The organism is Halochromatium sp. (assembly GCF_046541315.1).
Lineage (GTDB): Bacteria > Pseudomonadota > Gammaproteobacteria > Chromatiales > Chromatiaceae > Lamprobacter.
This window is the reverse complement of record NZ_JBKHDN010000203.1, coordinates 1-4832: the sequence shown is the minus strand read 5'-3', so window position 1 is coordinate 4832 and position 4832 is coordinate 1. Positions and strand designations below refer to the sequence as shown.

General features: G+C 68.5%; 4 protein-coding genes. All 4 read left to right on the top strand.

The features are described from left to right. Window positions 1-348 carry a cation:proton antiporter subunit C gene (locus ACLFQI_RS11565; protein ID WP_410759490.1) on the top strand — a complete coding sequence of 116 codons (348 nt, stop codon included), beginning with the start codon at window positions 1-3 and terminating at the stop codon, window positions 346-348. Between the two features lie 24 nt (window positions 349-372). Then, a complete protein-coding gene (locus ACLFQI_RS11560) occupies window positions 373-1821 on the top strand; it encodes a complex I subunit 5 family protein (RefSeq protein ID WP_410759488.1) in 1449 nt (482 codons plus the stop codon). Next, entirely contained in the window at window positions 1818-3329 is a 1512-nt protein-coding gene (locus tag ACLFQI_RS11555; protein ID WP_410759486.1) for a proton-conducting transporter membrane subunit, read from the top strand. Before ACLFQI_RS11560 ends, ACLFQI_RS11555 begins: the two co-directional genes overlap by 4 nt. 9 nt (window positions 3330-3338) lie before the next feature. Then, window positions 3339-4832: complex I subunit 5 family protein (locus ACLFQI_RS11550; RefSeq protein ID WP_410759484.1), on the top strand; the 1494-nt coding region annotated here is incomplete at its 3' end.

Here is a 4832-nt window from a genome sequence, read left to right as displayed (position 1 = left end):
ATGAGCGTCCAGTTCCTCTACGGCGGTGCCGGCATCCTGTTGTTCGCGCTCGGGCTCTGGTCGCTGCTCGTGCATGCGCCGCTGCTGCGCAAGCTGATCGCGCTGAACATCATGGGCGGTGGTGTCTTCCACGTCTTCATCGCGGTGGCCCATCGCAGCGACGGGAGCCCGCCCGATCCGGTTCCGCACGCCCTGGTGCTGACCGGCATCGTCGTTGCCGTGAGCGCGACGGCCTTGGCGCTGGCCCTGAACAGCCGGCTCGAGGGCGCCGATCAGGGCAAAACCAGCGCCGCCGGGGCCAGCGCCTCGAACTCGCCACTGGCGACTCTTGCCGAGCGCAACCGATAACCCGAACAAGATGACCCGCCCACGATGACGACCGACAGTCTCTTTCTGCCGATCGCGCTGCCGCTGCTCGGCGCCTTGCTGGTGACCGCACTGCCACGCAAGGCACCGCTGCTCGGCCTGTTCGCGGCCTTGTTGACCAGCGCGAGCGGGCTCTGGGTCAGCGGCCAGGTCTGGCTCGGCGGCGACCTCGGCGTCGTCCTCGGCGGCTGGGGCAGTCCGCTCGGCATCGGGCTCGCCGCCGATGGACTGTCGGTGGCGCTGTTGGCGATGACCAGCCTCGTCGCTCTCGGCATCAGTCTCTATGCGCTCAGCTACCTCGCCGAAACGGATCTCGCCGCGCACTTCTGGCCGCTTTGGATGCTGCTTTGGGCGGCGCTGAACGGCATCTTCCTGGCCGCCGACCTGTTCAATCTCTATGTGATGCTGGAATTGCTCGGGCTCAGCGCTGCCGCCCTGGGTGCCTTGACCGGCAGCCGCGCCGCCATCGAGGCCAATCTGCGCTATCTGCTGGTCGGGCTGCTCGGCTCGATGAGCTACCTGCTCGGGGTGGCGCTGATCTACACCGGCTATGGCACGCTCGATCTCGGCCTGCTCGGCGCGCGCATCCAGCCCTCGGCCCTGGCGGCCACCGCGCTGGTGCTGATGACGGGCGGACTGGCGCTCAAGGCGGCGCTGTTCCCCTTGCACTTTTGGCTGCCGCCGGCGCATGCAAACGCGCCGGCGCCGGTCAGCGCCGCGCTTTCGGCGCTGGTGGTCAAGGCCGCGTTCTATCTGATCCTGCGCCTCTGGAGCGGGCCGTTTGCCGACATCGCCGACGCCAGTGCCGCCTTCGTGATCGGCGCGCTTGGCGCCGGCGCCATCCTCTGGGGTTCCTGGCGGGCGTTGCGGGCGGAGCGGTTGAAACTGCTGGCGGCCTATTCCACCGTCGCCCAGCTCGGTTATTTGTTCCTGTTCTTCCCGCTGCTGCAGGCGCTGCCAGCGGGGCCGGCGCGGGACGACCTCTTCGCCGCCTGCGTGCTGATGGCGGTCACGCACGGTTTTGCCAAAGCGGGCTTCTTCCTCGCCGCTGGTCTGGTGCAGAAGATGGCCGGACATGATCGCATCGACGAGCTGGGCGGCGCGGCGCAAAGCATGCCCGCGACCACCTTCAGCATTGCGCTCGCGGGCTCGGCGTTGATCGGGCTGCCACCGAGCGGCAGCTTCATCGCCAAGTGGATCATGCTCCGCAGCGTCTTCGAGACCGGGCAGTGGTGGTGGCTGCCCGTCATCGCGGCCGGCACTCTGCTCGCGGCGGCCTACATCTTTCGCGTGCTCAGTCGCGCCTTCGGCCTCGAGCCAACGCCACAGTGCTTCATCAGCGATGCCCGCGCCGAGCTGCCCGCCTTCCTGCTGGCTGCGGCGTCGGTCCTGCTGCTCGGGCTGGCGGCCGGACCGCTGTGGTCGTTGCTCGGTTTCAGCGGGGTGTCGACATGAATGCGTGGCTCAACTGGACCAGCTGGCTGCCCGGGGCCATCGTGCTCAGTTCGCTGCTGCCCGGCGCGTTGATCTTCCTGATCGCCGAGGAGGACTGCAACCGGCGCACGCTGCTGAACATGACCGGCGCCATCCTCACGCTGTTGATGGTCGGCGTGTTGATCTGGGGGGTGTTCTTCGGCGCGGTGTTCGAGACCCGGCTGACCATCGCGCCCGGGCTCGATCTGGTCCTGCATGCCGACGCCCTGTCGATGCTGTTCGTGACCCTCTCGAGCGTGCTCTGGCTGGTGACCACGATCTACGCCATCGGTTATCTCGAACACTCGCCCAACCGCAGCCGTTTCTTCGGCTTCTTCAGCATCTGTGTCTCCGCCACGGTGGGCATCGCGCTCGCCGGCAACCTGCTGACGTTCGTCATCTTCTACGAGATCCTGACGCTGGCGACCTATCCGCTGGTGGCGCATCGCGGCACCCCCGATGCCACCCGGGGCGCCAAGATCTATCTTGCCTATACCGTCGCCGGCGGTGTCGCCCTGCTCATCGGCGCGGTCTGGCTGCGCTCGCTCACCGGCCCGGTCGACTTCGTCGAGCGCGGGGTGCTCTCCGGCATGCCCGCGGAACTGCATCCGCAGCTGATCGGCATCTTCCTCCTGCTGCTGCTCGGGCTTGGGGTCAAGGCCGCGCTGGTGCCGCTGCATGGCTGGCTGCCGCAATCGATGGTGGCGCCGGCGCCGGTCAGCTCGCTGCTGCACGCGGTGGCGGTGGTCAAGGCCGGCGCCTTCGGCATCGTGCGCGTGGTCTACGATGTCTATGGCGTCGAATTCGCCTCCCAGCTCGGGCTGCTGACCCTTCTCGGGGTCGCCGCCTCGGTCACCATCATCTACGGCTCGGTGATGGCCCTGACCCAGGACGGGCTGAAGAAACGGCTCGCCTACTCGACCGTCAGCCAGGTGTCCTACATTGCCCTCGGCGCCTCCATCCTCGGTCCCATCGCCACCATCGGCGGCATGGTCCATCTGGTGCATCAGGGCATCATGAAGATCACGCTGTTCTTCTGCGCCGGCAACTATGCCGAGACCCTGGGCGTGCACAAGGTCAGCGAGATGGACGGCGTCGGCCGGCGCATGCCCTGGACCACCCTCGCCTTCACCGTCGGCGCCCTGGGCATGATCGGCATCCCGCCGATCGCCGGTTTCGTCAGCAAGTGGTATCTGGGGCTGGGCGCGGTCGAGGCCGGCGCGCATTGGGTGCTGTTGGTGCTGGCCGCGAGCACCTTGCTCAACGCCGGCTACTTCCTGCCGATCCTGTATAAGGCCTGGTTCCGCCCACCCCCCGAGTCCTGGCCGCATGAGCATGCCTTCGAGAGCCGCTTCGAGACCCGGGGCGCCCTGCTCTGGCCGCCGGTCTTCACTGCCGCGCTCTGCCTCATCGCCGGGCTGCTGGCGGCGGCGCCGTTCAGCCCGCTGGAGTGGGCGACGCTGATCGCCCGGCGCGAGTATGGGTCCTGAGGCGACACCATGACGGACTGGTTACTGCTCGCCTGGATCTGGCCCCTGCTGCTGGCGGCGAGCGGCCTGCCTCGACTCGTCAGCGGCCCCGGCCAGCGCTGGGAGCGGCCGCGCCCGCCCGTGGAGATGTCGGCGTGGCGCGCGAATCTGGTGGTGATCGGGGTTCTCCCGGCGTTCGCCGCCGCCTGGCTGGTGCCGAGCGGCTCGACGTTGAGCCTGCCGTGGCTGTTCCTGGGCACCGAACTTGGCCTCGACGAGACCAGCCGCGTCTTCCTGCTGTTCTCCACCCTGCTCTGGCTCGCGGCCGGCATCGATGCGGCCCAGTCCATTCGCCGCACCGAGCACGCGCGGCGCTTCCAGGCGCTCTATCTGCTGGCGCTGGCCGGCAACCTCTGGCTGATCCTGGGACAGGATCTGTTCAGCTTCTATGCCGGCTTCGCGCTCATGGGGCTCGCGTGCTATGGGCTGATCATCCATGACGGGCGCGCCGCCGCGCTCAAGGCTGGACGCGTCTATCTGGTGATGACCCTGCTCGGCGAGGTCTGTCTGTTCGCCGCCTTGGTGCTGATCGCCCAACAGACCGGCAGCGTGACGCCCACGACGGCGGAGCTGGCGACGCTCGATGCGCTGGCGGTGTCGCTGACCCTGATCGGCCTCGGCGTCAAGGCCGGCTTGGTGCCGCTGCACCTGTGGCTGCCGAGCGCCTATGCCGAGGCGCCGACCCCGGTGAGCGCGGTCCTGGGCAGCGCGATGATCAAGGTCGCGCTGCTCGGCTGGCTGCGCTTCCTGCCGCTGGGCACGGCAACCTTGCCCGAACTCGGCGCGGCGATCGCGGTGCTGGGTTTGATCGCAGTGTTCTACGCGCTGCCGATCGGCCTCGTGCAGTCCGACGCCAAGGCGCTGCTGGGCTATTCGAGTATCAGCAAGATGGGACTCGCGGTGCTGCTGATCGGCCTGATCCTGATGCAGCCGGCGCTGGCGCCCGCCGGGATCGCGGCATTGACCCTGTTCGCCGCCTATCATGCGTTGGTCAAGGGCGGGCTCTTTCTTGGCCTCGGTCTGCGCCAGCACGCCGAGCGCCGGGGCTGGGTGGCGCTTGGCGTGCTGGGCGGGCTCGCATTCCTGGCCCTGGCCCTGGCAAGCGCGCCCTTCACCAGCGGCGCGCTCAGCAAGTACCTGATGAAACCCGTGTTGAACGCCTCGCCCTGGCCCTGGCTGCCGGCGGCAATGGCGGTCGCGGCGGTGGCCACCACCTTGCTCATGGCGCGTTTCCTCTGGATCGCGGTTGGTCAGCCGCCACGGCAATCGGGGCATCCATGGCGTTGGTCGGCGCTGGCCTGGAGCGGGCTGGTGGTGCTGGTGCTGCTCTTTCCGTTCGTGCTCGGACCCGCATCGAGCTGGACCACCAATGCGCTCCCGGTCGCGCTCGGTTTGGCGGTTGCCGCTGGAGTCGCTGCGGCGGCTTGGGCCCATCCGGCTTGGCTGCGGCCCTTGATCGGTCTG

What these genes read in the sequence shown, in the direction of transcription:
- ACLFQI_RS11555 (WP_410759486.1), top strand. Translation starts at nt 1,818, where the DNA reads ATGAATGCGTGGCTCAACTGGACCAGCTGGCTGCCCGGGGCCATCGTG.
- ACLFQI_RS11560 (WP_410759488.1), top strand. Translation starts at nt 373, where the DNA reads ATGACGACCGACAGTCTCTTTCTGCCGATCGCGCTGCCGCTGCTCGGC.
- ACLFQI_RS11565 (WP_410759490.1), top strand. Translation starts at nt 1, where the DNA reads ATGAGCGTCCAGTTCCTCTACGGCGGTGCCGGCATCCTGTTGTTCGCG.